This is a genomic window from Algoriphagus hitonicola (assembly GCF_900113375.1).
In the GTDB taxonomy this organism is placed as follows: domain Bacteria; phylum Bacteroidota; class Bacteroidia; order Cytophagales; family Cyclobacteriaceae; genus Algoriphagus; species Algoriphagus hitonicola.
In genome coordinates, this window is record NZ_FOPC01000009.1 from 152780 (window position 1) to 179509 (window position 26730).

The window sequence follows — 26730 nt, forward strand, 5'->3', positions numbered from 1 at the left end:
AGTGATATTTGCTTCTGAAAAAAAATTTTTAATCTTCCGAAAAACCAAAAAAGCCGGATTAAGGGTCATCTATTTTTTCAATAAACTCTTTCCTTGCCTTTCTAAAAGTTAGCCTGGGATAGTAATCGGAACAGGCTAAAATTGAAGGAAACCGGTTCTCAGGCAGTATCCTTTCCAAATGTCTTAAAAAGTAGCTCCAAGCATCCGAATAGATTGTTTCGTATCAAAATAGTGACTATAAATGTCACCTAATATCCAAAATCTCAAATAACACGTCTGGGTCCAAACCCTGATAATCCTCGATGTAATGATGACAAGCGGGCAGCTCTTCCTGAGTATGAGAAGAAAGCACAGCAACTACTTTCATGCCCGCATTTAAGCCTGCCGTAGCCCCTGAAAAGGAATCTTCAAACACGATACAATCAGCGGGATGTACATTGAGCTTTTCGGCGCTTTTCAGGTAAACTTCCGGATCTGGCTTATGCTTGGTAACATGCTCACTGGCCATGGCTGATTCGAAGTGAGGAAACAAGTTTAATTTTCCCGCAATCAATTCTAGGTTGGCCATCGGGGCTGAAGTAGCCACGGCAGTTTTAAGACCTCTGGCTTTTATTTTTTCTAAAAACTCCAAGAAACCCGAAATAGGATCTACATGATGCTGGTAGATTTCCCGAAACAAACTCTCTTTCTCATTCTCGAGTAAAAGCAATTCTTTCCCCTCGATTTTCCGCTTAAAAAAATGACTCATTATATATGAGTTGCTTTTACCATACATATGAAGGGAAAATTCCTCCTCTGTCGGAAACATATCCCGTTTTAAAAAAAACTCCTTAAATGCTAGTGAATGAAATGGGTTAGTATGGCAGATGACGCCATCCATATCAAATAAAATCGCTTTGCTCATGATTGATTAGTAAGGAAAAGGGGTTGCCAAACTTTTCAGTCAAACAACCCCCTATCTAAATAAATTCTGCTCTTGTTAAAATTTTGAAATCACCCGCTCGATGATGTCACAGCATTCGTGCAGCTGCTCCTCCGTCATGACTAGTGGCGGTGCAAATCGAATGATATTTCCATGGGTAGGCTTGGCCAATAATCCGTTTTCGGCCAATTTCACACAGATGTCCCAAGCGGTGGAGCTATACTCAGAGTCATTAATCACGACTGCATTCAGCAAGCCTTTACCTCTGACCAGTTTGGCAATGGGGAAATTATCAATCATTTTTTGCATTCTCTCCCGGAATAATTCACCCAGTTTACGGGCATTTTGAGCTAATTTCTCATCACGAACTACCTCAAGGGCAGCAATTGCTACTTTTGCACCTAGTGGATTTCCACCAAAAGTGGATCCGTGTTGGCCTGGCTGGATTACATCCATGACTTCTTTATCAGCTAAGACCGCAGATACCGGATAAAAACCACCTGATATGGCCTTCCCCAAAATCAACATATCCGGCTTGGTATACGTCTCCTGCTTTTCACAGTGACCTTCACAGGTACAATTACCGCATACTGCCAAAAGCGAACCTGTCCGCGCTATCCCGGTTTGGATTTCATCAGCGATCAGCAAAACTTCTTTTTCTGAGCAGGCTTCTTTGGCTTTTCTGATATAATCATCCGTAGGAGTGTACACTCCCGCTTCACCTTGAATCGGTTCTACTAAAAAAGCCACCACATTTTCCTGACCCAATGCGGCTTTTAAAGCCGTGATATCATCGTATGGGATTCGGATAAAGCCGTCAGTGTAGGGTCCAAAATTCTTTCGGGCATTGGCATCATTGGAAAAAGAGATGATCGTAGTCGTCCTGCCGTGGAAGTTGTTTTCAGCTACAATGATTTTAGCTTCATTTTCAGCAACACCCTTTTTTTCGTATCCCCACTTTCGGGCGATTTTGATAGCGGTCTCCACTCCTTCTGCCCCTGTGTTCATCGGTAGGACTTTGTCAAACCCAAAATACTCGGTGATGTATTTTTCAAAAGGCCCCAACACGTCATTATAAAATGCTCGGGAAGTGAGGGTGAGTGTACCAGCCTGCTCGATCAGCGCATCCTTGATTCTAGGATGGCAGTGTCCCTGATTGACTGCCGAGTAGGCTGAGAGGAAATCGTAGTATCTTTTCCCTTCTACATCCCAGAGAAAAACACCCTCACCTCTGCTGAGCACAACGGGCAGGGGATGATAATTGTGCGCACCGTATTGGTCTTCCAAGGCAATCGCCCGCTTACTTGAAGTGATGGTCTCCATGATTTTTACTAAATTTGAGTTTCAAATAATTTCACTTAGGCAAATATAACAATTGCCTGAGAGGGCAACCATGAAAACAGAAAAGAAGAAGGGTGACTTACCAGAATTGGGCCCGGGAGATTATTATTTTACGAAGGAGGGATTGATGGTATTTACCGAGCAATATCATCTCAAAAGGGGCTATTGCTGCGGAAGTGGATGCCGACACTGCCCCTATCCGAAGCGCTAAAATAAACCAGTATATTTTTAAGAGGCTTTGTTGTTAATTCCCAAAAAGTTCCGATATTTGCAGACTCATTACAGAAACGCATACCAATTACGATATAAAATCATGGCAAAAGTTTGTGACATTACCGGAAAAAGACCTCGAGTAGGTAACAACGTGTCCCATGCAAACAATAAGACGAAGCGTAGATTCTACCCAAATCTTCACAAGAAGACCTTCTACGTTCCTGAAGAAGACGCATGGATTACTTTGAAAGTGTGTACCAAGGCATTGAAGACCATCAACAAGAAGGGAATCACTGCAGTGTTGAAAGAGGCACAAAACAAAGGAATGATTGTAATCAAATAATCAGTCACGACGTAATTTAAAGAGCAAGAAGATGGCTAAGAAAGGAAATAGAGTACAAGTGATTATGGAATGCACAGAGCACAAAACTTCTGGCATGCCAGGTACTTCCAGATATATCACAACCAAAAACAGAAAAAACACCACTGAGCGTTTGGAATTGAAAAAATTCAATCCCATCCTGAAAAAGGTGACTGTTCACAAAGAAATTAAGTAATTTAGCTGAGGTTTACCTCCATAAATAAACAAAAACATGGCTAAGAAAGTAGTAGCAACCCTGAAAAAAGAAGGCGGCGTATCTTACGCCAAAGTGATCAGAGCGGTCAAGTCTGACAAGACTGGCGCATACACCTTCAAAGAGGAAATGGTTCCGGCCACTTTGGTTCAGGATACTCTGAAAAAATAATTTGCCAAAAGCATCGTAATGATTTATAGTCCCTCTGTCCATCGGTCAGCAGGGACTTTTTCATTATATTCCACTTTCAATTCAATCATTTCAGTATGGGAATCTTTGGTTTCTTCTCTAAGGACAAAAAGGAAAGTCTCGATCAGGGACTTCAAAAATCCAGTGAAAATATTTTCTCAAAACTTGGAAAAGCCGTCGTCGGAAAATCCAAAGTGGACGAGGAAGTTTTGGATGAACTGGAAGAGATACTCATTACCTCAGACGTAGGTGTGGATACCACTATCAAGGTCATCCAACGAATCGAAGAGCGAGTAGCCCGAGACAAGTACCTTTCTACTGATGAACTCGACCGGATTTTGAAAGAGGAGATTGTTGCGCTTCTTGAGGAAAACAACACCCAGGACTTTTTGGATTTTGATATCCCCGAGGATAAAAAGCCCTACGTCATTATGGTCGTGGGCGTAAATGGCGTCGGAAAAACAACCACCATCGGAAAACTCGCCCATCTTTTCAAAAACGCAGGAAAAAAAGTAGTCCTTGGCGCAGCAGATACCTTTAGGGCGGCCGCAGTGGATCAGCTGATTCTTTGGGGGAATAGAGTTGGGGTGCCGGTAGTTTCGCATGGGATGAATACCGATCCCGCTTCAGTAGCCTTTGATGCGGTAAAGCAAGCTGTGGATCAAAAAGCAGATGTGGTCATCGTCGATACGGCCGGCCGACTTCATACCAAGGTCAACTTGATGAATGAACTCAGTAAAATCAAACGGGTCATGCAGAAATTCATCCCTGAAGCTCCGCATGAAATTCTTTTGGTTCTCGACGGATCTACGGGACAAAATGCCTTTATCCAAGCCAAAGAGTTTACCAAAGTCACCGAAATCACCTCTTTGGCCATCACCAAATTAGATGGCACGGCCAAAGGCGGAGTAGTTATTGGGATTTCCGATCAGCTAAAAATCCCCGTCAAATACATCGGTGTGGGAGAGAAAATGACTGATCTACAGCTCTTCAATCGTAAGGAATTTGTCGATTCATTATTTACCAAAAAGTGATTTTCACCAAACAATCATTCAAGGTCCTGAAATTTTCAGGGCTTTTTTTTTGCAAAAATTTGAACAATTGAAAACTTTTACCGTATTTCAATATGATATCATTTTAACATCATAATAAAATGGAAAAAATAATCAAACCTTCATCGGGATACCTCTTCCTTGTTTTGAACTTGGCCCTTATCCCCGCTATCGTTTTTAGCTTTATTAATGAGCTTCCCGTCGTAGGGGTCATTGCCTGTCTTGCATTTATCCTGATCATTCCGGGATTTTTTACGCTTCAACCCAATAAGGCTATGGTTTTGATCCTTTTTGGCGCATACAAAGGAACGGTCAAGGCTAACGGTTTCTTCTGGGTTAATCCGTTTATGACCAAACAGAAGATTTCACTTCGCGTCCGGAACTTTGAAAACAAACCCCTCAAAGTGAATGACAAAATCGGTAATCCAGTCATGGTCGGAACCATCGTGGTCTGGCAAGTGGAGAATACGTTTAAAGCGACTTTTGATGTAGAGGATTACGAAAATTTTATTCATCTACAATCCGACGCTGCCGTTCGGAAAATGGCCGGAAAGTATCCCTATGATGACTTTGAGGCGGAAGATGCAGAAATCACCTTGCGGTCTGGTGTAGAAGAAGTCAACCACTCCCTGGAGTTGGAGATTTCTGAGCGGCTGGAGCACGCTGGAATTAAAGTGATTGAAGCCAGAATATCCCACTTAGCTTATTCGTCAGAAATCGCCTCAGCCATGCTTCAGCGACAGCAAGCCACGGCTATTGTCGCTGCCCGACGTAAAATCGTGGATGGTGCCGTAGGGATGGTCGATATGGCCTTGGAGGATTTAAAACTAAAAGGGATTGTGGACTTCGACGAGGAAAAGAAAGCTGCCATGGTCAGCAACCTGATGGTGGTGCTTTGTTCGGACCGGGCGGCAAGTCCAGTTTTGAATGTCGGCACACTCAATCAATAAAAATATGGCTTATCCGATTTTCAAGGAGCAGCAAAGCTATCGAGGCACTTGGGTCATGTATTTGATTCTGATGGTTGAGTTGCCATCCTTGATTCTTGTATCAGTGTTGGTTTTAAACGAGCCGGGAGAGTTAAACGATAAAGCTCTGACTTTGACTCTAATTCTCTCTATCATGATGCTCGCTTTTTTCTTCCTGATGAGTATCCAACTCAACACGAGAATTGATGATACGGGAATTCATTATCGATATTTCCCATTTATTAAGTGGAGAACTATCTCCAAAGATCAAATTCATGAAATGAAAGTTGTTCAATTCAATCCCTTGTCGGATCATGGAGGCTGGGGAATTAAGGGAAACCGAAGTACGAAAGCCTATACTGTCATTGGGCATCACGGATTAGAAATTGATTTAGGGGAAAAGAAAAAAGTCTTAATCGGAACCCAAAAGGAGAAAGAATTACGGCCTTTTCTGGAATATTGGAAAGAGGAGAATCATGGCTAATAAAAAACCATTCGCACTTCGACTGGATGAAGAAATGATGAAAGCGGTCGAAAAATGGGCTGCGGATGAATTTCGCAGTACCAATGGGCAGCTGGAATGGATTGTCAGAGAAGCGCTAAAAAAATCCGGACGATTGCCCAAGAAAAAGGAATGAACTATTCTTATAAAATTATGTTTTTAAGATTATAAACTTTATCATCATGACCTATTCAAAAATTCTTAGAATCGCACTAATTGCCATCGGAGTTTATCTTTTCAATCCGATTTCCGAGGCTGTAGCCCAGGAAGTCATCATCGAAAGTGAAATGACCAAAGAGGAGAAAAAAGCACTTAAACTGGAAAAGAAAGTCAAAAAGGACGAATTAAAACTTTTAAAAAGCCAAGAGAAACTTGTCAAGGAAAACGAAAAGAAAGAAAAGATCCAAGACAACTATGAGAAAGATAATTCTGCGGGAAAACTCTCTCCCAATGACATCGATAAAATCAACAAAAAAATAGACAAGCAAGATAAGAAAATCGAAAAACTGGAAAAGCAGATAGAAAAACTTGCTGAATCAATCGAAGACTACAAAGAGGAAATTGCCAAAATTGACCAAATGGTTCAATAGATTTAACCGACCGCATTAGATCTGAATCAAGAAAAAAGGTTGTTTCCGATAAAGAAACAACCTTTTTTTTACCAATCGAAGAAGGATTCAAATCCAACACATCACTCCACTACTGAAGCATAGAGATCAAACTCTGAGGCCTCAAAAACTTTGGCCTGCACGAAATCTCCTACTCGGCAATACGTTTTCGAGGCATCAATCAAGACTTCATTATCTACTTCAACGGAGTCAAATTCGGTGCGACCCACGAAATAGCCGCCTTCTTTTTTATCGATCAGTACTTTGAAAGTCTTACCCACTTTTTCTTGATTAAGGTCATAGCTAATTTGCTCCTGTACTTCCATCAAGTGATTGGCTCGCGCTTGCTTTTCTTCCTGAGATAGCTTGTCTTCCATTCCATAAGCATGGGTGTTTTCCTCATGAGAATAGGTAAAAACCCCTAATCGCTCAAATTTCATCCGCTCCACAAAATCCACCATCTCCTGAAATTCCTTTTCTCCCTCTCCTGGGTGACCTGCGATCAGCGTTGTCCGAATGGCAATCTCCGGGATCATTTCACGAATTTTATAAATCAGTTCCTCCTGCTTTTCACGGGTTGTTCCCCTACGCATGGCTTTCAGAACATCGGTCGACCCATGCTGCAAGGGAATATCCAAATACTTGCAAATATTATTGCGCTCCTTCATCACCTCAATCACATCCAAAGGAAAGCCAGTTGGATAGGCATAATGAAGGCGAATCCAGTCAATTCCTTCCACATCAGATAGATTGCGAAGTAACTCCGCCAGATTACGCTTTTTGTATAAATCCAGCCCGTAATAAGTCGAATCTTGGGCGATCAACAGCAACTCTTTTGTTCCTTGAGCGGCTTTATGCTGCGCTTCTTTGACCAATTCTTCAATCGGTCGAGAAACGTGGCCACCACGCATCAGTGGAATCGCGCAAAAAGAGCAAGGCCGGTCACAGCCTTCCGAGATTTTCATGTAGGCATAATGTGCCGAATGGGTCAGCAACCGTTCTCCGACTAACTCATGTTTATAATCCGCCTTGAATTTTTTCAAAATCGCCGGCAAATCCCGCGTTCCGAAAAAGGCATCCACCTGCGGAATTTCCTTTTCCAAGTCATCCTTATAGCGCTGCGAAAGACATCCTGTCACATAGACTTTATCGACCAAACCCTGCTCTTTGGCATCGACATATTGCAAAATCGTATCGATGGACTCCTGTTTGGCATTGTCAATAAATCCACAGGTATTGATAATAATGATATTATTGTCATCCGAGTTGGATTCATGACTGGCGTTGATTCCGTTTCCTTTGAGCTGTGTCAAAAGAACTTCTGAATCCACCAGGTTTTTGGAGCAACCCATGGTGATGATATTGACTTTGTCTTTCTTTAATGTTCTCGCTTTCACTGCTATTCCTCGATTTTGAGTTTGCAAAGGTAGGGAAAAAGCCTTGCAAAGTATGGGATGAGGCCAAATCTACTATTCAAAAATCTTGGAGCTCTGTATTCCAAAGAAAAAGCCCATTTGCCGGAGCAGGAGGTATTTTCTCCCATCTGTTTTCTGGATTTTCCAACCGTTTAATAATTTCCTCCAAACTCCAAGTACTCAAACCCACGTACCAAACCGCTCGCATGATTTTCCGTACTTGATGATGGAGAAAACCTTCTCCTTTGATTTCCATCATCCAGATTTTTTTTGAAAAAAACTGCCCTTCGAACAGACTGGATGGAGAAATTTGGCAGTGAATGACATTGCGCTGATAGTCAGACTTCGATTCGGAAAGGGTGCAAAAAGCCTGAAAATCATGTTTTCCCTCAAAGAGTTGGGCAGCGGCATTCATTTTAGATAAATCTATTTTACCCTCAGAAACTTCGGCGACAAACGCTGTGGCAAAAGGATGAAGAATTGAATTTGAGAAAAAATAACGATAGGTTTTTGATTTCATCCTTGCGATCAGATTAAATGACCGGTCTGTTTCACTAACCCCAAGCAACTTAATTTCTCCTCCTAAATTCTGATTGAGCCGGTCAAGATAATTTTCCCAGTTGATTTCCTCCTTTGAAAAAAACTGAAAATATCCTTCCCGACAACTCACTCCCGAGTCGGTTCTACTCCCACCAAGAATCGTAAAATCGTCATTCCCCAATACAAATCGAAAAACCCGCTCGAGTTTCCCCTGAATCGTCGGTTGGCCTTTTTGAACAGCCCAACCCTTGAATCGAGCCCCGAAATAACTGACTGCGAAGAGGTAAGAGAACGGTTTGCTTTGCAAAATGATGAGGATTAATGTTCCGGAAGAGTTTGATGCTTGCTGCCGGTTCTGTAAATTTAAGGGAAACCCAAAAATACAGCTATGAAATCAATTTTGACTCTATTCCTCGTTTTTAGTGGATTTTCAGTCTTTGCGCAATCCACACCGTCAAAAGAAACCCAAATCAAGTTAGCAACTCTTGCTGCTCCTGAAGATCAGCGAGCCGATGCGACTGTTTATGGATTTGATGGGACTTTACTTCGGAAGGGCAGCAATCAAACCGTTTGCTTAGGAGATGATCCCCGCCGAGAAAGCTTGAGCGTTTCCTGCTATCACATCAGCGCGCAGCCTTTCATGGAGCGAGGATGGGCCCTTCGCAAAGAGGGAAAAAATGCCCAAGAAATATTTGACATTCGGGAAGCTGAATCCAAAGCGGGCAAACTCCAACTCCCTGATCAAGGGGCGACCCTACATGCACTTACTGCAGAACATAGTGATGTAAATTGGGAAACAGGCGAGGCCAAAAACACCTACACCCGTTCTGTCGTCTATATCCCGTGGGCAACAGCAGAAAGCACCGGACTTCCACTAAAGCCCGCCAGTCCGGGTTTACCCTGGATTATGGATCCGGGCACGCATCGGGCGCATATCATGATCAATCCGGCGAGGGATTGAGGATATTCAGTAAATTTGAAAAAAATCAGTTATGGAACTTTCATTAAGAGAGGTCTTCGACGCCGCAAAAAACAGTTTTCAGAATTAATCAATATTCAGAAATCTGATTTCCGATTAGAGCAGATAGAATATAAAAAGACCGAAAAGATCTGGGAGGTAGTCGTTTCCTATTTGGTAGAAAACAAAAACATAAGCTATCCTTCGGATTTGGCCATTACCAACCTTGCAATAAGACTTTCCAACTTACCTTATGAGCGAGTTTATAAAAGGCTAATAATCGACGAGAACAAAGAAGTTCTTGGAATATATATGTTTTCGGAAGCAGGATGATTTTTGTGGATACCAATGCGTTGATACTTTTGATAGTCGGACTAATTGAAAAGTCCCTTATCGCATCGCATAAACGTACTTCGATTTTTGAATCAGATGATTTTGAGAATTTGGCATTTCTGATCGGCGACTTAGGCAAAATAGTAACTACGCCAAATGTTTTGACAGAAGTGGACAACTTGCTGAATAATTTCCAAAAAGGACATCGCTGGGACTATTACTTAGTAATAAGAGAATTGATAGCAAAATCAACAGAGAAATTTCTTGAGTCTAAAAAAATAATTGACTTCGATTCTTTTTTTGAGGTTGGATTGACTGATAGCGGAGTTTTAGAAATCTGCAAAAATTGTAATTTTTTGATTACCGGAGATTCCAAACTTGCTGATTACCCAAATGCCTATGGGATAAAAGTAGTGGATTTGGTGAAAATCAGAAATGAAAGGTTGAATTGATTCAACCTTATTGAGGTAAGCTCGTTACTTTTTCAATTCTTGAAATCATCTCATCCCAAGTAGCAAATTTCATTTTTCCAGAGTCAAACAATTCCAGTCTTCTTTTTAGCTCAGCTTGTTGTTGGGGTTTTAATTCACAATTAGATTCATTGAACTCACTGACTATCGAAAACAAAATCTCCAACAATTGAGAATCGGCAGAATCGACTGCTTGATGAAGCTTTTCTTTTAAAATCGAATTTTGCATATCTTTAAAGTTAGTGAATTTAATTGATCAAACAGTTTTCTCCAATGACCGGATAAAAACCCACCCCATTTCTGAGGTGGTCCTTTCATTTTTAAATGGGATTAGGTTATCCCAATATTTTTGAAGCCAACCAGTCTCCCACTTCGGAGGTTTTGTAGGCTTTGCCGCCTTCGGCAATATCTTCGGTGACTATTCCTTCGGTTAATGAAAGATTGACGATATCGGAAATTAGGTTAGCTTCTTCTTTTAGGTCAAATGCATACTCAAACATCATGGCAGCTGAGAGCACCGTTGCTAAGGGGTTCGCAATATCTTTTCCCGCAGCCTGCGGATAGGAACCGTGAATCGGTTCGAAAAGCTTCACATCGGAACCCAAAGAAGCAGAAGGCATCAAACCCATAGATCCGGAAATCACCGATGCCTCATCAGTTAAAATATCTCCGAATAGATTCTCGGTGATCAAGACATCATAAGCCTTTGGCCATTGGATCAATCGCATCGCCACCGCATCCACAAATTCGTATTCAACTTTCACATCCGGGTATTCGGCAGCCAATTCCTGCACAGTTTCCCTCCACAATCTGGAAGTCGCCATGACATTGGCTTTGTCCACGCAGGTCAGAAGTTTTCTTCTTTTTTGCGCCGCTTCGAAACCCATTCTGGCCAATCTCACAATCTCTTCTTTGCTGTACACATTGGTATCGAAAGCCTTGGTGCCTTGCTCATTTCGACCTCTGGGTTCGCCAAAATAAATCCCTCCAGTCAACTCACGAAAAAAGACAAAATCCACCCCTTCTACGCGATCCAGCTTCAAAGGCGACTTGTGCACCAAAGAAGGAAAAGTAAAGGTCGGCCGAACATTGGCAAAAAGACCCAACTTCTGACGCATTCTCAACAATCCCTGCTCAGGTCTTACTTTCGCTTTGGGGTCATTGTCGTACTTCGGATCTCCGATTGCACCGAAAAGGACAGCATCTGATGCCGCACAAATTTCATGGGTAGCATCCGGATACGGATCCCCGGTAGCATCGATGGCAGAGGCTCCGACAAGACCTTCTTTAAAGCTAATTTGATGTCCAAATTTTTGACCTATAGCTTTCACTACTTTGACTGCCTGAGCGATAACCTCAGGGCCGATACCATCACCCGGCAATAACGCGATATTCATTTCCATAATTTGTGGATTCTTCTTTCTCTGGGTTGTAATTAATTGTTTCTAAAATATTAAGCATCTTTTCGGTAGCCTTCATGGCCGCGATGGTTTGGTCCGCATCTAACCCCTTGGTCTTAAATAGTTTCCCAAATTCCCATGTGATCACGGTCTCTACAAAGGCATCTGTTTTCCCACCCGGAGGGATTGAAACATGGTAATCCGTCAACCTAGGCAGCTCTTTCCCAATTGACTTATAAATCTTCTTCAATGCCCGCATAAAGGAATCGTATTGTCCGTCTCCTGTGGCACTTGCATCATAAAATTTCCCGTGAATATTCATCCGAAGCTGAACGGTAGGCTTCAGTCCCTTCGAATGAGTCATATGATATCCCTCGATGCTGATATTTCTGGTGATGGAGTTATTCTGTAATACATCGGAAATGATGTAAGGCAAATCTTCCGTCGTGACTCGCTCCTTTTTATCTCCAAGTTCTATGATTCGTTGTGTCACTCGGGCAAGTTCTTCTTTTTCCAAAGAAATCCCCAATTCCTCCAAATTCTTCAGAATATTGGCTTTACCGGAGGTTTTCCCCAGCGCGTACTTCCGTTGACGACCAAATCGCTCCGGAAGCAAATCATTAAAATAGAGATTTTTTTTATTATCTCCGTCCGCATGGATCCCGGCAGTTTGGGTAAAGACATTTTCTCCGACCACCGGTTTATTTGCAGGAATATGATGTCCGGAAAATTGCTCAACCAATTTGGATACACGGAAAATCTTGTGCTCCTGCACTCCTATCTGAAAACCTGTAAAATCCTTTACGACCGCTATCACGGACTCCAAAGGAGCATTCCCAGCACGTTCACCGAGACCATTGATCGTCGTATGGATCCCGGAGGCCCCATGAAGGATAGCCTCCATCACATTGGCCACCGACAAATCGTAATCGTTGTGCGCATGAAAGTCGAAATGGACATCGGGGAATTTCCCAACCAACTCATCGAAAAAGTGTCTGACCTCATCAGGAGACAAAAGTCCCAAGGTATCTGGCAACATGATTCGTTTGATGGGCTGAGAACTTAGAAATTCGATCAAGTTGAGGGTATATTCCTTCGAATTACGCATCCCATTGGACCAGTCTTCCAAATAGACGTTGACTTCTATTCCTTTTTCTTTCGCCAATTGGATGCTTTTGGCGATTTCGGCAAAGTGCTGTTCAGGAGTTTTTTTGAGCTGATGGGTGAGGTGATTCAATGAACCCTTCGTCAAAAGATTCATGACTCGCGCTCCTGCCTGTAAAATCCAATCTATTGAGGCAGGTGTATCGACAAAACCCAAGACCTCCACCCGGTCTAGGTAACCTTTCTGTTCGGCCCAGTGGGTGATTTTTTGAACCCCTTCTAATTCTCCCGAAGAAACGCGGGCGGATGCCACTTCGATCCGGTCTACTTTGAGTTCATCAAGGAGTAATTTAGCAATCTGGAGCTTTTCCGAAGGCAAAAAGGAAACCCCCGAGGTCTGTTCTCCATCCCTCAATGTGGTATCCATGATTTCTATTTTCCTATTCGCCTCCATTTTCAATCTTATTTGGACGCTTCAAAAGCGTCAATTTCAGCTGACATATTCAACAAGTAGTCGATATCGTCGAAACCGTTTTGCATATTGTCTTTTTTGTACTCATTGATGTCAAAAGGTTCAGATTCTCCCGTTGCGAGGAGTTTGATCTTTTGCTCGGGTAGGTTCACTTCGATTTCGGTCGAAGGATTTGCTTCGATTGCATCGAAAAGTTTTTCCGCAAATCCCGGTGAAACAGTCACCGGAAGTACACCGATATTCAGGCAGTTATTTTTGAAGATATCTGCGAAAAAACTGGAGACCACACAGCGGAATCCATAATCATAAATTGCCCAGACGGCATGCTCGCGACTGGAACCTGAGCCAAAGTTTTTTCCTGCTACCAAGATTTTTCCACTGTAAGTTGGATCATTGAGCACAAAATCCTTTTTCGGGTTGCCTTCTACATCATAGCGCCAGTCTCGGAATAGATTATCCCCAAAACCTTCTCGCTCCGTTGCTTTCAAAAAGCGCGCAGGGATGATTTGGTCCGTATCGACGTTTTCTGCGGGTAAAGGAACCGCTGTACTTTTCAGTACTGTAAATTTATCGTAAGCCATTTTTTTCGAATTGAAAGATTGGAAAATTGGAAGTCATGATATGAAAATTTTACATTTTGAAAATTTCAGGCTTCTGACTTCAAACCTCTTAATTATTAAATACTTCTCGAGGATCTGTGATTCGGCCAGTGACGGCAACTGCCGCTACGGTAAGTGGCGAGGCAAGCATCGTACGAGCACCAGGACCTTGACGGCCTTCGAAATTTCTGTTGGAGGTCGAAACGGCATACTTTCCAGCAGGAATTTTATCATCATTCATGGCCAGACAAGCTGAGCAGCCGGGCTGGCGTAATTCAAATCCAGCCTCCTCGAGAATTTTCACCAATCCTTCTTCATGGGCCATTTTTTCTACTTCTCTGGATCCAGGCACAATCCAAGCCGTAATATTATCGGCTTTCCTTCGTCCTTTGACAAACTGAGCCACGGATCGGATATCCTCGATTCTTCCATTGGTACAGGATCCTACGAAAACATAATCCACCAATTTTCCTTTAACTGCTTCACCAGGCTGAAAACCCATATAATCCAGGGATTTTAGGTAAGATTTTTTATTTGATCCTTCCATTCCATCTAAACTGGGAATTGTGCCTTTTACTTTGATGCCCATTCCCGGATTGGTACCATAGGTGATCATCGGCTCAATATCTGCTGCGTCATAGGTGTACTCTTTGTCGAAAACTGCCCCTTGATCGGTTTGAAGTGAGTTCCAATATTCCACCGCTTGATCCCAGGCTTCCCCTTTTGGAGAATATCGCTTCCCTTTTAGGTAATTATAAGTGGTTTCATCAGGTGCGATAAATCCTCCTCTTGCTCCCATTTCAATGGACATATTACAAATCGTCATCCGTGCCTCCATAGAAAGATTTCTGATGGCAGATCCCGCATATTCTACAAAATAGCCCGTAGCTCCCGCAGCGGAAATTTTCGAAATGATATAAAGAATAATGTCTTTCGAGGTCACCCCATTTCCCAATTCTCCATCTACAGAAATCCGCATCTTTTTGGGTTTGGACTGCATGATGCACTGGGTGGCCAAAACCATTTCGACTTCGGATGTACCGATTCCAAAAGCAATCGCTCCGAACGCCCCATGAGTGGAGGTGTGAGAATCTCCACAGACAATAGTCATCCCAGGCTGGGTGACCCCGAGTTCCGGTCCAATCACATGGACGATTCCGTGATGAGCCGAACCCAAATCATGGAGTTCGATTCCATATCTTTTACAATTCTCCCGAAGTCGCTCCACTTGCATTCGAGAAAGTTTATCCTTGATCGTTTGATCTTGTGCCACGGTGGGCACGTTATGGTCTGGAGTGGCAATGGTCCGCTCTGGATATTTCACACCGATTCCCCGCTTTTCCAAGTTTAGGAAGGCGACAGGAGAGGTCACTTCATGAATAAAATGTTTATCGATGAAGAACACGTCTGGACCCTGAGAGACCGATTTAACCACGTGTGCATCCCAAACTTTATCAAATAATGTTTTCTTTTCCATAGTAATTAAGCAGTCGCATATTCCTTGACCGGTATTTTATTTAATGCATCGACAAAGGCAAAAGCCGATGCCAATACGATATCCTCGTGAGAAGCGAAGCCATAGTAAGGCTTGTCTGATTTGATGACTCGCATGTGAACTTTTGCCACGTCATTGGAGCCATGAGTCATCGCCTGAATCAGAAATTCTTCCAGATCAACTTGAGGCTGAACGAGGACTTCGATAGCTTTCAACACCGCATCCACTGGACCCACACCGGTCTGAGTAGCTTTGAAGCTTTCGTTTCCGATTTTGAGCTGTACCGTAGAAGTGATTTCACCATTGGAGGAATAAGTCACCTTTTCTAATTCGATAAAATTGGATTCGTCCAGGTATTTCCCCACCAATTCCAAGAGATCTTTTCTTCCGATATCTCGCTTAGAATCTGCCAAAATCAAAAACTCCTCATAAACTTTGCGAAGCTCTTCCCCCTCCAATTCTACACCCAAGGCATCTAAGTGATGTTTCAAAGCGGCTCTTCCCGATCTAGCAGTCAAAACGATAGATGACTCCTCCACTCCTACTTCTTTGGGATCAATGATTTCATAGTTTTCCCGATGTTTCAACACCCCATCCTGATGAATTCCAGAGGAATGCGCAAAAGCATTTCTACCCACGATTGCCTTGTTGGGCTGTACGGGCATATTCATCAGCTTAGACACCAATCGACTGGTTTTGTAGATTTTTGGCGTATCAATGGATGTATGAACCGGAATGGATTTATGACATTTTATAGCCATGACCACTTCCTCCATGGAGGTATTTCCAGCACGCTCACCGATTCCGTTGATCGTTACCTCTACCTGACGGGCGCCATGCTGCACACCGGCTACGGTATTGGCAGTGGCCATCCCCAGATCATTGTGACAATGCGTAGCAATAATCGCTTTATCAATATTGGACACGCGATTTTTTAGATCGGCGATAATTCCACCATACTGCTCGGGAAGGCAATAACCTGTGGTATCGGGAATATTTACCACTGTCGCACCGGCCTTGATCACTTCTTCGATAATTCTACAAAGAAAATCAGGTTCCGATCGACCAGCATCCTCGGCATAAAACTCCACATCCTCTACAAATTGCTTGGCAAACTTCACCGCCGCTACTCCTCTTCGGATAATTTCCTCAGGAGTAGATCTTAATTTGTACTGAATATGATAGGGAGATACCCCGATTCCCGTATGAATACGGCCTTTTTTGGCAAATTTGAGTGCTTGGGCAGCGACTTCGATATCCTTTTCTACCGCTCTGGAGAGCGCGCAAATGATGGGATTGGAAACTGCTTTCGAAATTTCAACTACTGAGTTAAAATCACCTGGGCTGGAAATGGGAAATCCTGCTTCGATTATATCCACTCCGAGATCTTCCAGCGCTTTAGCTACTATGATTTTCTCCTGGGTGTTTAACTGACATCCCGGCACCTGCTCCCCATCTCTAAGGGTCGTATCAAATATCCACAGCTTGTCACTCATATTTTTAGGGGTTTTGGGTTTTTAATTATTTTCTGGTCTCAACTGACGGACGACCGCTCCGGCCTGCCACATTTCAGATTCTCTGAGCTCTTTTAATTCCGCCTCAAGTTTCACTCTGTAATCAGATTTAGAATTGGAATCGATCGATTTCTGGGCCTCTTTACCTGTTTTTACGGATTCGTAAAGTTCTTCGAAAACCGGTTTGGTTGCGTCACGGAAAGGCTTCCACCAATCCAAAGCACCTCGCTGTGCTGTCGTTGAGCAGTTAGCATACATCCAATCCATTCCATTCTCGGCTACCAAAGGCATCAAAGATTGGGTCAATTCCTCCACTGTCTCGTTGAAGGCTTCCGATGGGGTATGTCCATTTGCTCTCAATACCTCATATTGCGCAGCAAAAATCCCCTGGATGGCTCCCATGAGCGTACCTCGCTCCCCTGTCAAATCAGAGGTCACTTCCCGGTAAAAATCAGTCTCAAAGAGATAGCCGGATCCCACTCCGATTCCCAAAGCGACTACACGGTCTTTCGCTTTGCCCGTGGCATCCTGATAAATTGCAAAGGAAGAGTTTAAGCCCCTGCCTTCGACAAACATCCGTCTCAAAGATGTTCCTGAGCCTTTTGGTGCAACCAAAATTACATCCACATCCGCAGGAGGAACGATTCCGGTTTTATCCTTGTAGGTCACTCCGAATCCATGGGAAAAATAGAGTGCTTTTCCTGGAGAAAGGTGTTTTTTTACCGTAGGCCAAAGGGCAATCTGACCCGCGTCAGAAAGCAAAAACTGAAGAATAGTTCCGCGCTCGCAGGCTTCTTCCAATTCAAACAAAGTCTCACCAGGAACCCAGCCGTCTGCAACGGCTTTGTCCCAGGTTTTTGATCCTTTTCGCTGTCCAACGATGACATTAAAGCCATTATCTTTTAGGTTCAAAGCCTGTCCAGGTCCCTGAACACCGTAACCCAGCACTGCGATCACTTCATCTTTTAGTACATCTTTGGCTTTTTCCAGCGGAAATTCCTCACGGGTCACCACATTTTCTTCAACGTTGCCGAATTTTAATTTCATGATTTTCGGATTAATAGATTTATTAGTTTGATTTTTAGATTTTATTTCAAAAGCGAATCGATGGTCAACATCCGTTTCGCCACCGCCACCCTTCCTGACCTGGCAAATTCCAAAAGTCCATAGCCCTTAAGAATCTCCAAGAGTTCCTGCGTTTGTTCCTTATGTCCGGTGAGCTCCAATACCACAAACTCAGGCTCAGCGGAAATTACTTTGGCATTGTGCTGCCGGATAATTTTTTCCAAACCTGCTTCCAGTCTGGCCACTGGGATTTTGTATAAAGCCAATTCTTGATAAACCACCGCACTATCCTCGTGATAAAATGCCTTGATCACATCGATGATTTTTTCGATTTGATTTACAAGCTGAATGACCGTATCCTCGCTGGCTGCTACTTCGATGGTAACCCGATGAATACCTTCCAATCTACTTTCAGAAGCAGTCAAGGCGTCAATATTAATTCCACGTCTCGTGAAAATGATCGTGATCCTATTGAGGATTCCGATGAAGTTTTCGGTAATGACAAAAATGGTATAGCGTTTCATATTTGGGAATTTTTAGGAGAGTCTTACTTCCTCTACTGAACAACCGGTAGCGATCATCGGGAATACATTGTCCTCTTTCTCTACGACTACTTCCAAAAAGAACGGTCCGTCGTGAATCAGCATATCTTCTATCGCCTCAGTTAAGTCTGTCCTTTCCGTTACCTTTTGGGATCTAATATTATAAGCGTCAGCGATTTTTACGAAGTCAGGATTGTCCAATTCTGTAAAGGAATAGCGCCGATCGAAAAACATCTGTTGCCACTGCCTTACCATCCCCAGAAAATTATTATTTAACAGAACGATTTTAACTGGAGCCTTGGTCTGCATAATCGTACCCAGTTCCTGAATAGTCATTTGAATGCCTCCGTCTCCGACTACACAGATGACTTGTCTTGAGTAATCGTAAAGCTGCGCTCCTAAAGCCGCCGGCAATGCAAAACCCATCGTTCCCAATCCCCCTGAAGTCACTTGAGTCCTGGTTTTTTTGTAGTTAAAATATCGCCAGGCGATCATCTGATGCTGACCCACATCTGTGACCAGCACCGCATCGTCAGCTTTGTATTGATTGATCTGATTGATGACTTCTCCCATTGTCAATCCTGTCTTGGTGGGCGTAATATCATGCTGCATGACCGCCTCTTTTTCCATTTTCTCCAGTTCCTTAAACTTGCCCATCCAGCCTTCATGTGTTTTTTTATCAACCGCCTCGGTCAGCAGACTGAGGCTTTCCTTACAATCACCGTGAATGGCAACTTCTGCTTTGACATTTTTATTGATTTCGGCCGCATCCAATTCGAGGTGGATCACCTTGGCCTGCTTAGCGTATCGTTTCAAATCGCCCGTTACTCTGTCGTCGAAACGCATGCCTACCGCAATCAACACATCGCATTGATTGGTCAGAAGATTCGGCGCATAATTTCCATGCATTCCGAGCTTCCCGACAAAATTTGGATGGTCCTCTGAAAGCGCTCCAGAGCCCAATAGTGTACAAGCCGCCGGGATTCCCGATTTGTCCAAGAAAAACTTTAATTCCGTTTCTGCTTTTCCCAGCGTGATGCCCTGCCCAAAAAGCAAATAAGGTCGCTCGGCTTCATTGATCAACTTAGCAGCTTGGGAAACTACAGCTTGATCAATAACCTGGTGAGTTTTATAGGATCTAAAGCCCAAACAAGGAACGTAGTTAAATGACCCGAAATCAACTTGGGCATTTTTGGTAATGTCAATCAAAACCGGTCCCGGTCTTCCCGAACGAGCGATATAAAATCCTTTGGCAATGGCCGGAGCAATTTCCTCTACCGTACGGACTTGAATATTCCATTTGGTACCGGGCATGGATATACCGACCACATCCGTTTCCTGAAAAGCATCCGTCCCAAGCAAATGCGCCGCAACCTGACCCGTGATACAAACCAAAGGTGTACTGTCAATCTGTGCATCCGCCAGTCCTGTGATCAGATTGGTTGCACCGGGACCGGAAGTTGCCAAGCAAACGCCCACTTTTCCCGAGACTCGGGCATACCCTTGAGCCGCATGAATAGCTCCCTGTTCATGACGGGTAAGCACATGTTTGATCTGCTCATGATAATCATACAATGCATCATACACCGGCATAATCGCACCTCCGGGGTATCCAAAAATAATCTCCGCTTGCTCGGCTATAAGCGACCGAACTACTATATCGGCTCCTCTGATCATTGAATCCTTCATAGGTTTTAAAATTTATCGGTTACACAACCTTCAGACGCAGTAGAAACTAACTGATTATATTTTTTTAAGGTCCCCTGGAGTCCAGAGATCGCCTTTGGGGACCAGGATTTTTTACGCTTCGCAAACTCTTCCTCACTGACATCCACCGACAGCGATTGAGCATTGGTATCTATGGTGATTTCATCTCCATCTTGAATCAGACCAATGGGACCACCATTCCAAGCTTCTGGCGTTACATGCCCAACAACAAAGCCATGCGTGCCTCCTGAAAATCGTCCATCCGTAATCAGCGCTACGTCAGCTCCCAGTCCCGCTCCGATGATCATGGAGGTTGGCTTAAGCATTTCGGGCATTCCCGGAGCACCTTTTGGTCCTACATTGCGAATGACGATGACATCCCCTGCCTTTACGACATGGTCTCGGATCGCATCATTGGCTTCTTTCTCAGAATCAAAAACCTTGGCAGGGCCGGTAAATAGTCGACCTTCTTTTCCAGTAATTTTTGCCACTGCTCCTTCCGGAGCCAGATTTCCATTCAGAATGCATAAATGCCCAGTCTCTTTGATCGGAGACTCGATAGGATGAATGACGTTGACTTTGGAGGGTACGATTGGTGTGACATTTTCAAGATTTTCAGCAAGAGTTTTTCCGGTTACGGTCAAGCAGTCTCCGTGTAAAAAGCCTTTTTCCAAGAAATATTTCATAAATGCTGGTAAACCTCCCTGCTCATGCAGATCCTCCATCAGGAATTTACCGGAAGGCTTGAAATCTCCAATCATGGGGGTTGTTGCATTCAGCGCCTTGAAGTCCTCCAAATTAAAATCCACACCCGCCGTACGGGCTATGGCCAAAATGTGCAGTACCGCATTGGTGCTACCGCCTAGGGCTATCGCAACGCGTACCGCATTTTCGATGCTTTTTCTAGTGATGATATCGCTCGGCTTGATATCCTTTTCGAGTAAAATTTTAATGTACTTATTGACATCCTTACATTCCTGGATTTTTTCAGGTGAATTTGCTGGATTGGAGGCAGAGTAAGGCACAGACATCCCCATAGCTTCGATTGCGGATGACATGGTATTTGCCGTGTACATTCCCCCACATGCCCCTGCACCCGGGCAGGCATTTCGGATAACGCCATCGTAATCTTCTTCTGAAATCGTCCCTTGGATTTTTTTCCCAAAAGCCTCAAAAGCAGATACAATATTGAGTTTCTCGCCTTTGTAATTGCCCGAGGCAATCGTACCGCCATAAACCATAATCGAAGGACGGTCGATGCGAAGCATCCCCATGACCGCCCCGGGCATATTCTTATCGCATCCGGCCACTGCCACACATGCGTCAAATGAATGTCCTAAAATAAACGACTCGATGGAGTCGGCTATTATCTCCCTAGAAACCAGCGAATAGCGCATTCCAAGCGTCCCCATCGAAGTACCATCAGAAATCCCAATCGTATTAAAAACCAATCCTGTGAGCTCTTGCTCTTGAGAAGATTCTTTAATCAGTGCAGCAAAATCATTGAGATGCATATTGCAGGGATTGCTTTCATAGCCACAGCTCGCGATTCCCACGAATGGCTGCTTCATTTTTTTATCACTCAGTCCTGTGGCATAAAGCATCGCCTTACCGGCCGGATGCTCAGGATTATCGGATATTTCCCAACTGTATTTCTTTAGGTTCATAGGTTTTGGGTATAAAAAAAGTGCCTCAACTGACTGAGGCACTTAGGATTTTATTTTATCAGAATAAATAGTCTAGTGCCTCACATTAAATTCTAATGAGAATAATCAAGCTTAGCAAAAAGACCACTAGGTTCATAAATTTCGGGTTGAGCAGATAAATTTCTTTTAAATATTTTTCAAACTTAATTCCGAAAAACCACACTTACAATATTTAATTCGCCTTTTTGTTTATAAAACAAAATTTAAATGTAAGTAAAATAGATTTTTTCAGAATATTAATGGTAAAATGAAGACATTTTATCCTTTTTTAAAAAATTGAATTCAGGATTTAACCGTTTTTCAAAATATTATTTCGAATTTCGGTTTTTTCAATTTTTATCAATTTTCTTTTCCTTTTTAACAATGAAAAATCCGAATCGAAATCAATGCACTAATATTTTGAACTTTCTTTATAAAATTTTCAATTAAAAATCCCAAGTTTTGCCTTTAAATTTTATCCTATTTTTGTTAAAATTTACATCTATGATCACATTCCCAAATGCCAAAATCAATCTTGGACTTCACATCACCGGAAGGCGAAAAGACGGGTATCATCAAATCGAAACCTGTATGGTTCCGATCCCGCTCTGGGATGCCCTGGAGATGATTATTGACAAAAAGGGTGGATGGGAAAGTAGCGGATTGCCGATTCCTGGCGAGGCGAAAGATAATTTGATTCTAAAGGCGGAAAAACTCCTTCGTAAGGATTTTCAAGGCTTACCCAACCTCAAAATCCATTTACACAAACACATTCCTATGGGAGCTGGACTTGGCGGAGGTTCGGCGGACGGGGCCTTTGCGCTGAAGCTTATGAACAACCTTTTTGACCTGCACTTGGATGATTTTTTCTTGGAAGAATACGCAGCCCAACTCGGAAGTGATTGTCCATTTTTCATCGAAAACACCCCAAAAATCGCCAGGGGCCGAGGCGAAATCCTTGAGCCCGTTGACCTCTCGCTTAAGGGAAGTTATTTGGTACTGATCAATCCCGGAATTCACATCGGCACCAAAGAAGCTTACGCCGGTGTCACTCCCGCCCCACCCAAAGTCAAACTGGAAGAAGTGATCGCCAACCGAAGTCGCTGGAAAAATGAATTGGTGAATGACTTCGAAGAACGTATTTTTAAAAACCATCCACAAATCGCCGCAATCAAAAGTCAATTTTACGAGGCAGGTGCGTATTATGCCGCAATGTCCGGATCGGGTTCGAGTGTGTTTGGCCTTTTCGATACAAAGCCAAGCGGTATTAATTTTTCAGGGCATTATTTTTGTTTTGAAAAAGAACTTTAAAAACGTATTTATTATTATATTTACCTTTAACTTCAAATAAAATGGCTACGTTCACAAGTTCTCTCCCGGATGATCTCCTCGAAAAAGTTTCTTCCGAAGCTTCCAAACTATCAATTCCAAAAAATAAACTGATCGAAAAAGCCCTAAGGGCATATTTGGATTATTTGAAGCGTCTTGAATATGCCAAATCTTACAGAATGGCTTCTAAAGATCCTGAGGTATTGGAAATGGCAGAAGAAGACATGGGAGAATACTTCAAGCAAATAGAAGAAAATGAAGCAAGGTGAAATTTGGCATGAAAGATTAGACCCTGTAATCGGATCGGAGCAAGCTGGATTTAGGCCTGTAGTCATTTTGAGTGGAAACCTTTTAAACACCCATCTCCAGGTTGTCCTGGCAGCACCTTTGACAAGTAAAATCAAAGGATATAAAGGAAATCCGATTTTAACACCAACTGAAAAAAATGGATTAAAAGTAGATTCAGAGGTTATGATTTTTCATTTAAGGTCAATATCCAAGCAAAAGCTCAAAACCAAAATTGGAGAGGTAGAAAAAAAGGAGATCAAACTTGCCATTGAGACCTTAAATGATATCCTTACCTTTTAACCCAAAGTCCTCACTGCTTTTCTCCGCTTATTCCAATAATTCAACACTGGATAAATCAGCACAGAAATCAAAATAATCAACGTGCCCAAGTAAAACTCCGGAGTCATTTTTTCCTTTTCCCCAAAAATCAATACCGCCAAGACTATTCCGTAAACCGGCTCCAGATTAATCGTCAAGTTGATAGAAAATACCGTCAATCGCTTCATCAAATCTACTGAAACCGAAAAGGCATAGACTGTACAAACTCCTCCTAAAATCAACAACCAAAACCAGTCAAAACCTTGCCAAGCCCATTGGATCCCTTCTCCTTCCGTCAAATACGCGGCATAAATCGGCATAAACGCCAAAATAAACATACTGGCTCCACTCATCTCATAAAAAGTAATCTGATAAGGATCGTGCTTTTTGGTCAGACGTCCGTTGATTACCGAAAAACAAGCGGCCAGAAACGCGGAAGCCAAAGCCATCGCCAACCCCAGCCAGTAACCGGTTTCAAATTTGAAAATAACCACCAATCCGGAAATCACCATGATTCCCAAGGCTACCTCGTACCATTTGATCTTTGTCCTGTTAAAAAAAGGCTCCACAAAAGCAGTCCACAATGAAGTCGTCGCCATTCCTGCCAAACATACTGATACCGTAGCAACTCGTGCTGACCAGAAAAACAGAATCCAATGCAGCGCGATCAAAATCCCCGTCCCGAGCACCTTCCACATTTCCTGTGTAGGGATCAGGATATTTTTCTTTTTCCAAACAAAAAGCAAGGCCACGCCGATGGACGCAATCAAGGTGCGATAAAAAACCAATTCCAAAGCCGGAAGCGATATCAATACGCCCAAAATCGCAGTGAATCCCCAAATCAAAACGATTAGATGAAGCAATAAATAATCCTTGAAGCTAGCCTGCATTTATCGCGGAACTGTTTTGTACAACACCAATCCCACAAGCCCAAAAACGATATTGGGAAGCCAAACTGAAAAGATGGGGTATTCGGAGCCATTTTCGGCAAAAGTCCGGGAAAGAATAAACAATAAAATATAAACAAAAGCCATCAAAAAGCCCATGGCAATCTGAAACCCCGATCCTCCCCGGGTTTTTCGAGCAGACATAATGACCCCGATAAAGGTTAAAATAAGCGCGGCAAAGGGAGACATAAAGCGTACATATCGCTCAATTTTATAAAATTCTACATTATCCGCACCTCGCGCTTCCAAGGTTTTAATCTGTCGACTGAGCTGGGGTAATTTGAGTGTTTCGTGATGTTTCTCGGGAATCCCAAAATCATCCGGCACAATCGACAAAACCGTATCCTTTGCCTCTCCCACGGTCCATACTTCCTTTCGATCTTTAAGCTCTCGGAGTCGCCAGTTTCGTAGTGTCCAGGAATTTTTTGCCGTATCCCACTCAATACGATCCGCTGAGAGCTTAGCCAGGAGTTTACCATCTTTAATAGTTTCCAATGTGAAAGTAAATCCGGAGTTACTGGTTTTATAAAATCGATTTAAGTAAGCATAACTATTTTCCCCCACTTTGATATGAACATTCTGCTCGGTGTTAGGTGCTCCTTTATCCAAATATACCAATCGGAATACTGTCACACCCTCTGTAGCGGTGGGCAAAACCCAGCCATTCAAGTAAAAACTTGCGGCTCCGATCAAAGCCGCTCCCATCAAAAAAGGACGAAGCAAACGTACAAAACTCACTCCACTGCTGAGAATCGCGATAATCTCTGTTCGTCCAGCCATTTTGGAGGTAATAAAAATGACGGAAATAAAAACCGTGATCGGGGTTAATAAGTTATTCAGATACAAACCATAATTTCCCATGTAGCGGAGGATTTCAGCCGAGGGAACCTGGTTTTGAATGTAGATATCGTTTTTTTCGGTAAAATCCAGCACCAAAACCACAAGAATAAGCATCAAGACCACAAAGAAGTAGGTCTTCAAAAAATCCTTTATTATCAGCTTATCGAGTAGTTTCATTGGTTAAAGTCGGGTGCTTACTTTTTTGACCATTTGATCTTTCCAAACGGCAAAATCACCTGCAAGGATATGTTCTCTGGCCTGTCCCACCAGCCACAAATAAAAAGATAAGTTATGAATACTGGCGATTTGCGCAGCTAAAATTTCCTTAGAAATCGTTAAATGACGCAAATAGGCCCTGGAGTAAAACGTACTCGCATAGTTTCCAATTGCGGGATCGATGGGACTGAAATCATCCTTCCATTTTTCATTTCGGATATTGATGATCCCCTCCGAAGTAAAAAGCATGCCGTTTCGGGCATTTCGGGTTGGCATCACACAGTCAAACATATCCACTCCGAGCGCGATGCACTCCAGAATATTTGCCGGTGTCCCGACTCCCATGAGGTAGCGTGGCTTGTCTACTGGCAAAATATCCGTGACCAATTCGGTCATTTCATACATCATTTCGGCAGGTTCTCCTACGGAAAGCCCTCCAATAGCATTTCCTTCTCTTCCCTGCTCAGCGATAAACTCAGCACTTTGCTTTCGCAGATCCTTATACACCGAACCCTGGACTATTGGAAAAAGCGTCTGACTGTAGCCGTATTTTCCCTCCGTAGCATCAAATCGATGGATGCATCGTTTCAGCCAACGATGGGTCATTTCCATTGAATTTCGCGCATAGCCGTATTCACAAGGGTAAGGTGTGCACTCGTCAAAGGCCATGATGATATCCGCTCCGATGGTACGCTGTATGTCCATTACATTTTCAGCAGTAAAATGGTGCTTAGACCCGTCGATATGGGATTTGAAAGTCACGCCTTCTTCTTTGATCTTACGGGTTCCGGCCAGGGAGAAAACCTGATAGCCCCCTGAATCGGTCAAAATTGGCCGATCCCAACCGTTGAATTTATGAAGTCCTCCTGCTTTTTCCAGAATATCCAATCCAGGACGAAGATAAAGGTGATAGGTATTTCCCAGAATTATCTGAGCTTGAATATCCTCCTTAAGTTCCCGCTGATGCACCGCTTTCACTGTCCCGGCAGTGCCCACAGGCATAAAAATCGGCGTTTGGATCGTCCCGTGATCGGTCTCCAGTTTTCCTGCGCGAGCTTTTGATTGGTTGTCGGATTTCTCTAATCTAAACTTCATTTACTTATTTTAAGGAGAATTAATACTT

At 43.1% G+C, this 26730-nt stretch carries 32 protein-coding genes; 15 read left to right on the forward strand and 17 right to left on the reverse strand.

The window, feature by feature from the left end; genetic code table 11:
- Positions 1-244 precede the first annotated feature (244 nt).
- Together BM043_RS13255 and rocD are read right to left on the reverse strand one after the other, a co-directional pair.
- A complete protein-coding gene (locus BM043_RS13255; RefSeq protein WP_092792392.1) occupies positions 245-904 on the reverse strand; it encodes an HAD family hydrolase in 660 nt (219 codons plus the stop codon).
- A 75-nt stretch (positions 905-979) separates the two neighbouring features.
- The gene (gene rocD, locus BM043_RS13260) at positions 980-2245 is read right to left on the reverse strand and encodes an ornithine--oxo-acid transaminase (RefSeq protein WP_092792394.1); all 1266 of its coding nucleotides are present in this window, start codon (positions 2243-2245) and stop codon (positions 980-982) included.
- A gap of 70 nt (positions 2246-2315) precedes the next feature.
- On the opposite strand from rocD, the gene BM043_RS19515 reads away from it, so the two are divergent.
- The 9 genes from BM043_RS19515 (at position 2316) to BM043_RS13300 (ending at position 6352) form a co-directional block, all read left to right on the forward strand.
- On the forward strand, positions 2316-2474 hold the full coding sequence (locus tag BM043_RS19515; protein ID WP_177188478.1) for a C1orf53 family protein: 159 nt from the start codon (positions 2316-2318) through the stop codon (positions 2472-2474).
- Between the two features lie 102 nt (positions 2475-2576).
- Positions 2577-2819, forward strand: coding sequence for a 50S ribosomal protein L28 (rpmB, locus tag BM043_RS13265; RefSeq protein ID WP_087938582.1), 243 nt, complete (start codon positions 2577-2579; stop codon positions 2817-2819).
- 31 nt (positions 2820-2850) lie between these two features.
- Positions 2851-3033 carry a 50S ribosomal protein L33 gene (gene rpmG, locus BM043_RS13270; RefSeq protein WP_092792396.1) on the forward strand — a complete coding sequence of 61 codons (183 nt, stop codon included), beginning with the start codon at positions 2851-2853 and terminating at the stop codon, positions 3031-3033.
- A 36-nt stretch (positions 3034-3069) separates the two neighbouring features.
- Complete coding sequence (locus BM043_RS13275; protein WP_092792398.1) at positions 3070-3222, forward strand: DUF4295 domain-containing protein; 153 nt, start codon at positions 3070-3072, stop codon at positions 3220-3222.
- A 95-nt stretch (positions 3223-3317) separates the two neighbouring features.
- Positions 3318-4274 (forward strand): signal recognition particle-docking protein FtsY, encoded by a 957-nt coding sequence (gene ftsY, locus BM043_RS13280; protein WP_092792400.1) that lies wholly within the window; start codon positions 3318-3320, stop codon positions 4272-4274.
- A 119-nt stretch (positions 4275-4393) separates the two neighbouring features.
- Positions 4394-5242, forward strand: coding sequence for an SPFH domain-containing protein (locus BM043_RS13285; protein ID WP_092792402.1), 849 nt, complete (start codon positions 4394-4396; stop codon positions 5240-5242).
- Entirely contained in the window at positions 5220-5744 is a 525-nt protein-coding gene (locus tag BM043_RS13290) for a hypothetical protein (RefSeq protein WP_092792404.1), read from the forward strand. Before BM043_RS13285 ends, BM043_RS13290 begins: the two co-directional genes overlap by 23 nt.
- Positions 5737-5898 (forward strand): type II toxin-antitoxin system antitoxin, encoded by a 162-nt coding sequence (locus BM043_RS13295; protein ID WP_092792406.1) that lies wholly within the window; start codon positions 5737-5739, stop codon positions 5896-5898. The genes BM043_RS13290 and BM043_RS13295 overlap by 8 nt, the downstream gene beginning before the upstream one ends.
- Before the next feature lie 46 nt (positions 5899-5944).
- Positions 5945-6352 carry a hypothetical protein gene (locus BM043_RS13300; protein WP_092792408.1) on the forward strand — a complete coding sequence of 136 codons (408 nt, stop codon included), beginning with the start codon at positions 5945-5947 and terminating at the stop codon, positions 6350-6352.
- Positions 6353-6453: 101 nt separating this feature from the next.
- Here the strand turns inward: BM043_RS13300 and rimO are convergent, their stop codons facing one another.
- Positions 6454-7767: a 30S ribosomal protein S12 methylthiotransferase RimO gene (rimO, locus tag BM043_RS13305; RefSeq protein ID WP_092792560.1), complete on the reverse strand. Its 1314-nt coding sequence runs from the start codon at positions 7765-7767 to the stop codon at positions 6454-6456.
- A 76-nt stretch (positions 7768-7843) separates the two neighbouring features.
- Complete coding sequence (gene truA / locus BM043_RS13310) at positions 7844-8632, reverse strand: tRNA pseudouridine(38-40) synthase TruA (RefSeq protein ID WP_177188479.1); 789 nt, start codon at positions 8630-8632, stop codon at positions 7844-7846.
- A gap of 81 nt (positions 8633-8713) precedes the next feature.
- Between truA and BM043_RS13315 the strand changes: the two genes are divergently transcribed.
- Genes BM043_RS13315 through BM043_RS13325 form a run of 3 tightly spaced genes read left to right on the forward strand, consistent with a single transcriptional unit; the run spans position 8714 to position 10068 of the window.
- Positions 8714-9286: a hypothetical protein gene (locus BM043_RS13315; protein WP_092792413.1), complete on the forward strand. Its 573-nt coding sequence runs from the start codon at positions 8714-8716 to the stop codon at positions 9284-9286.
- Positions 9287-9301: 15 nt separating this feature from the next.
- Positions 9302-9616, forward strand: a complete 315-nt coding sequence (locus tag BM043_RS13320; RefSeq protein ID WP_092792415.1) for a hypothetical protein — start codon at positions 9302-9304, stop codon at positions 9614-9616.
- A complete protein-coding gene (locus BM043_RS13325; RefSeq protein ID WP_092792417.1) occupies positions 9613-10068 on the forward strand; it encodes a PIN domain-containing protein in 456 nt (151 codons plus the stop codon). The genes BM043_RS13320 and BM043_RS13325 overlap by 4 nt, the downstream gene beginning before the upstream one ends.
- A 7-nt stretch (positions 10069-10075) precedes the next feature.
- Here BM043_RS13325 and BM043_RS13330 read toward each other — a convergent pair whose 3' ends face one another.
- The 10 genes from BM043_RS13330 to ilvD form a co-directional block, all read right to left on the reverse strand.
- On the reverse strand, positions 10076-10315 hold the full coding sequence (locus BM043_RS13330) for an addiction module protein (RefSeq protein WP_092792419.1): 240 nt from the start codon (positions 10313-10315) through the stop codon (positions 10076-10078).
- Between the two features lie 106 nt (positions 10316-10421).
- Complete coding sequence (leuB, locus tag BM043_RS13335; RefSeq protein WP_092792421.1) at positions 10422-11489, reverse strand: 3-isopropylmalate dehydrogenase; 1068 nt, start codon at positions 11487-11489, stop codon at positions 10422-10424.
- Positions 11458-13044 carry an alpha-isopropylmalate synthase regulatory domain-containing protein gene (locus BM043_RS13340; RefSeq protein WP_092792423.1) on the reverse strand — a complete coding sequence of 529 codons (1587 nt, stop codon included), beginning with the start codon at positions 13042-13044 and terminating at the stop codon, positions 11458-11460. Before BM043_RS13340 ends, leuB begins: the two co-directional genes overlap by 32 nt.
- 8 nt (positions 13045-13052) lie before the next feature.
- Complete coding sequence (gene leuD, locus BM043_RS13345) at positions 13053-13643, reverse strand: 3-isopropylmalate dehydratase small subunit (RefSeq protein ID WP_092792425.1); 591 nt, start codon at positions 13641-13643, stop codon at positions 13053-13055.
- An 88-nt stretch (positions 13644-13731) separates the two neighbouring features.
- A complete protein-coding gene (gene leuC / locus BM043_RS13350; RefSeq protein ID WP_092792427.1) occupies positions 13732-15138 on the reverse strand; it encodes a 3-isopropylmalate dehydratase large subunit in 1407 nt (468 codons plus the stop codon).
- Positions 15139-15143: 5 nt separating this feature from the next.
- On the reverse strand, positions 15144-16652 hold the full coding sequence (locus BM043_RS13355) for a 2-isopropylmalate synthase (protein ID WP_092792428.1): 1509 nt from the start codon (positions 16650-16652) through the stop codon (positions 15144-15146).
- 21 nt (positions 16653-16673) lie between these two features.
- The gene (gene ilvC / locus BM043_RS13360) at positions 16674-17717 is read right to left on the reverse strand and encodes a ketol-acid reductoisomerase (protein WP_092792430.1); all 1044 of its coding nucleotides are present in this window, start codon (positions 17715-17717) and stop codon (positions 16674-16676) included.
- Positions 17718-17758: 41 nt separating this feature from the next.
- Positions 17759-18259 carry an acetolactate synthase small subunit gene (gene ilvN / locus BM043_RS13365; RefSeq protein ID WP_092792432.1) on the reverse strand — a complete coding sequence of 167 codons (501 nt, stop codon included), beginning with the start codon at positions 18257-18259 and terminating at the stop codon, positions 17759-17761.
- A gap of 12 nt (positions 18260-18271) precedes the next feature.
- Positions 18272-19966 carry a biosynthetic-type acetolactate synthase large subunit gene (gene ilvB / locus BM043_RS13370; RefSeq protein ID WP_245753036.1) on the reverse strand — a complete coding sequence of 565 codons (1695 nt, stop codon included), beginning with the start codon at positions 19964-19966 and terminating at the stop codon, positions 18272-18274.
- Positions 19967-19971: 5 nt separating this feature from the next.
- Positions 19972-21651, reverse strand: a complete 1680-nt coding sequence (gene ilvD, locus BM043_RS13375) for a dihydroxy-acid dehydratase (RefSeq protein WP_092792434.1) — start codon at positions 21649-21651, stop codon at positions 19972-19974.
- A 522-nt stretch (positions 21652-22173) separates the two neighbouring features.
- On the opposite strand from ilvD, the gene ispE reads away from it, so the two are divergent.
- The 3 genes from ispE to BM043_RS13390 are packed head-to-tail and all read left to right on the forward strand — an operon-like array spanning position 22174 to position 23586.
- Entirely contained in the window at positions 22174-22980 is an 807-nt protein-coding gene (gene ispE / locus BM043_RS13380; RefSeq protein WP_092792436.1) for a 4-(cytidine 5'-diphospho)-2-C-methyl-D-erythritol kinase, read from the forward strand.
- Positions 22981-23021: 41 nt separating this feature from the next.
- Positions 23022-23267, forward strand: a complete 246-nt coding sequence (locus BM043_RS13385; RefSeq protein WP_092792438.1) for a CopG family transcriptional regulator — start codon at positions 23022-23024, stop codon at positions 23265-23267.
- Complete coding sequence (locus BM043_RS13390) at positions 23254-23586, forward strand: type II toxin-antitoxin system PemK/MazF family toxin (RefSeq protein ID WP_092792440.1); 333 nt, start codon at positions 23254-23256, stop codon at positions 23584-23586. Before BM043_RS13385 ends, BM043_RS13390 begins: the two co-directional genes overlap by 14 nt.
- On the opposite strand, the gene BM043_RS13395 is transcribed toward BM043_RS13390, so the two are convergent.
- Genes BM043_RS13395 through tgt form a run of 3 tightly spaced genes read right to left on the reverse strand, consistent with a single transcriptional unit; the run spans position 23583 to position 26702 of the window.
- A complete protein-coding gene (locus BM043_RS13395; RefSeq protein WP_092792443.1) occupies positions 23583-24494 on the reverse strand; it encodes a DMT family transporter in 912 nt (303 codons plus the stop codon). The genes BM043_RS13390 and BM043_RS13395 overlap by 4 nt on opposite strands.
- A complete protein-coding gene (locus BM043_RS13400; protein ID WP_092792446.1) occupies positions 24495-25568 on the reverse strand; it encodes an LptF/LptG family permease in 1074 nt (357 codons plus the stop codon).
- Positions 25569-25571: 3 nt separating this feature from the next.
- A complete protein-coding gene (gene tgt, locus BM043_RS13405) occupies positions 25572-26702 on the reverse strand; it encodes a tRNA guanosine(34) transglycosylase Tgt (RefSeq protein ID WP_092792449.1) in 1131 nt (376 codons plus the stop codon).
- Positions 26703-26730: the final 28 nt, after the last annotated feature.

Excerpts from the sequence above, each read along its gene's own strand:
- BM043_RS13255 (WP_092792392.1), bottom strand. The coding sequence starts at position 904 with ATGAGCAAAGCGATTTTATTTGATATGGATGGCGTCATCTGCCATACT.
- rocD (WP_092792394.1), bottom strand. The coding sequence starts at position 2,245 with ATGGAGACCATCACTTCAAGTAAGCGGGCGATTGCCTTGGAAGACCAA.
- BM043_RS19515 (WP_177188478.1), top strand. The coding sequence starts at position 2,316 with ATGAAAACAGAAAAGAAGAAGGGTGACTTACCAGAATTGGGCCCGGGA.
- rpmB (WP_087938582.1), top strand. The coding sequence starts at position 2,577 with ATGGCAAAAGTTTGTGACATTACCGGAAAAAGACCTCGAGTAGGTAAC.
- rpmG (WP_092792396.1), top strand. The coding sequence starts at position 2,851 with ATGGCTAAGAAAGGAAATAGAGTACAAGTGATTATGGAATGCACAGAG.
- BM043_RS13275 (WP_092792398.1), top strand. The coding sequence starts at position 3,070 with ATGGCTAAGAAAGTAGTAGCAACCCTGAAAAAAGAAGGCGGCGTATCT.
- ftsY (WP_092792400.1), top strand. The coding sequence starts at position 3,318 with ATGGGAATCTTTGGTTTCTTCTCTAAGGACAAAAAGGAAAGTCTCGAT.
- BM043_RS13285 (WP_092792402.1), top strand. The coding sequence starts at position 4,394 with ATGGAAAAAATAATCAAACCTTCATCGGGATACCTCTTCCTTGTTTTG.
- BM043_RS13290 (WP_092792404.1), top strand. The coding sequence starts at position 5,220 with ATGTCGGCACACTCAATCAATAAAAATATGGCTTATCCGATTTTCAAG.
- BM043_RS13295 (WP_092792406.1), top strand. The coding sequence starts at position 5,737 with ATGGCTAATAAAAAACCATTCGCACTTCGACTGGATGAAGAAATGATG.
- BM043_RS13300 (WP_092792408.1), top strand. The coding sequence starts at position 5,945 with ATGACCTATTCAAAAATTCTTAGAATCGCACTAATTGCCATCGGAGTT.
- BM043_RS13315 (WP_092792413.1), top strand. The coding sequence starts at position 8,714 with ATGAAATCAATTTTGACTCTATTCCTCGTTTTTAGTGGATTTTCAGTC.
- BM043_RS13325 (WP_092792417.1), top strand. The coding sequence starts at position 9,613 with ATGATTTTTGTGGATACCAATGCGTTGATACTTTTGATAGTCGGACTA.
- BM043_RS13330 (WP_092792419.1), bottom strand. The coding sequence starts at position 10,315 with ATGCAAAATTCGATTTTAAAAGAAAAGCTTCATCAAGCAGTCGATTCT.
- leuB (WP_092792421.1), bottom strand. The coding sequence starts at position 11,489 with ATGGAAATGAATATCGCGTTATTGCCGGGTGATGGTATCGGCCCTGAG.
- BM043_RS13340 (WP_092792423.1), bottom strand. The coding sequence starts at position 13,044 with ATGGAGGCGAATAGGAAAATAGAAATCATGGATACCACATTGAGGGAT.
- leuD (WP_092792425.1), bottom strand. The coding sequence starts at position 13,643 with ATGGCTTACGATAAATTTACAGTACTGAAAAGTACAGCGGTTCCTTTA.
- leuC (WP_092792427.1), bottom strand. The coding sequence starts at position 15,138 with ATGGAAAAGAAAACATTATTTGATAAAGTTTGGGATGCACACGTGGTT.
- BM043_RS13355 (WP_092792428.1), bottom strand. The coding sequence starts at position 16,652 with ATGAGTGACAAGCTGTGGATATTTGATACGACCCTTAGAGATGGGGAG.
- ilvC (WP_092792430.1), bottom strand. The coding sequence starts at position 17,717 with ATGAAATTAAAATTCGGCAACGTTGAAGAAAATGTGGTGACCCGTGAG.
- ilvN (WP_092792432.1), bottom strand. The coding sequence starts at position 18,259 with ATGAAACGCTATACCATTTTTGTCATTACCGAAAACTTCATCGGAATC.
- ilvB (WP_245753036.1), bottom strand. The coding sequence starts at position 19,966 with ATGAAGGATTCAATGATCAGAGGAGCCGATATAGTAGTTCGGTCGCTT.
- ilvD (WP_092792434.1), bottom strand. The coding sequence starts at position 21,651 with ATGAACCTAAAGAAATACAGTTGGGAAATATCCGATAATCCTGAGCAT.
- ispE (WP_092792436.1), top strand. The coding sequence starts at position 22,174 with ATGATCACATTCCCAAATGCCAAAATCAATCTTGGACTTCACATCACC.
- BM043_RS13385 (WP_092792438.1), top strand. The coding sequence starts at position 23,022 with ATGGCTACGTTCACAAGTTCTCTCCCGGATGATCTCCTCGAAAAAGTT.
- BM043_RS13390 (WP_092792440.1), top strand. The coding sequence starts at position 23,254 with ATGAAGCAAGGTGAAATTTGGCATGAAAGATTAGACCCTGTAATCGGA.
- BM043_RS13395 (WP_092792443.1), bottom strand. The coding sequence starts at position 24,494 with ATGCAGGCTAGCTTCAAGGATTATTTATTGCTTCATCTAATCGTTTTG.
- BM043_RS13400 (WP_092792446.1), bottom strand. The coding sequence starts at position 25,568 with ATGAAACTACTCGATAAGCTGATAATAAAGGATTTTTTGAAGACCTAC.
- tgt (WP_092792449.1), bottom strand. The coding sequence starts at position 26,702 with ATGAAGTTTAGATTAGAGAAATCCGACAACCAATCAAAAGCTCGCGCA.